This window comes from Vibrio sp. OPT46, assembly GCF_015163535.1.
Classification (GTDB): domain Bacteria; phylum Pseudomonadota; class Gammaproteobacteria; order Enterobacterales; family Vibrionaceae; genus Vibrio; species Vibrio alginolyticus.
In genome coordinates this window covers 13,487-14,275 of the sequence record NZ_JADDYG010000474.1, presented here as the reverse complement: position 1 = coordinate 14,275, position 789 = coordinate 13,487, and the positions used below count along the sequence as shown (strand labels likewise).

Annotated in this window: 1 protein-coding gene; it reads right to left on the bottom strand. The window is 47.8% G+C overall.

Annotated elements, in window-relative coordinates; all coding sequences use genetic code 11:
• Positions 1 to 126: 126 nt before the first annotated feature.
• On the bottom strand, positions 127 to 657 hold the full coding sequence (locus IQR33_RS33745; protein WP_228014022.1) for a heavy-metal-associated domain-containing protein: 531 nt from the start codon (positions 655 to 657) through the stop codon (positions 127 to 129).
• Between the last annotated feature and the right edge of the window lie 132 nt (positions 658 to 789).

Here is a 789-nt window from a genome sequence, read left to right as displayed (position 1 = left end):
TCATACACAAAGCGGGCTACTGCTCCATCTTTTTCAACCGGTAGCGCCACTAATGATCGCAACCCCATGCCATGGACTGGTGCAACAGCGCTCAACAGATTGCTTAAACCCAGGACAGCGAGAACGTTATTCTTTATTTTCTTCATCACTGATAACCGTGACTTTGACCGGCGTAAAACCCGCATCCAGGATAGCTTGCTTAATGGTTTCAACGTTCGGTGTATCGCCATCTGTTTCAAGTCGAACTTTGTTGGCTTTCAAGCTGACCTGAACCTTGAAAACCGAAGGTATAGCCGTTAGTTTACGCTCCAGACTATCGACACAAAAAGCGCAGGTCATGCCATGGACCTCGACCTCAAGCGTCTTCGCAAAAGCAGTCTGAGCCATCATCATCGCTATCGCCAATAACGTAAGTGTCAACCATCGTTTCATTTTAACCCCTCCTACCAGAAAGCCTGCCGAATCGGCAGTAGTAAGTAGCTGAAGAAAAATCCAATGCTCCAGATACTGACGCTGATCCAGAATATCCACCCATTCCAATGTTTGGTTTTCTGGCAGAGTGCTGCCAACGTCGGATCGGTAGGACACCTCTGATTCGGTCGCCAAATCATCCAGGCCAAAAACAACAGTAATAGTGCCGACAGACTTAAAGTCCATAGCTTGTGTTCAGCAAGAAATAGTAAACCCGGAACGTTGTAGTTCAGACTGGCCATCGCAGCACCAAACCCTAAAGACACCATCAGCACCGGTAAAGCACAGCATAGTAAAGTGCTGCTGGTCACGAACAGG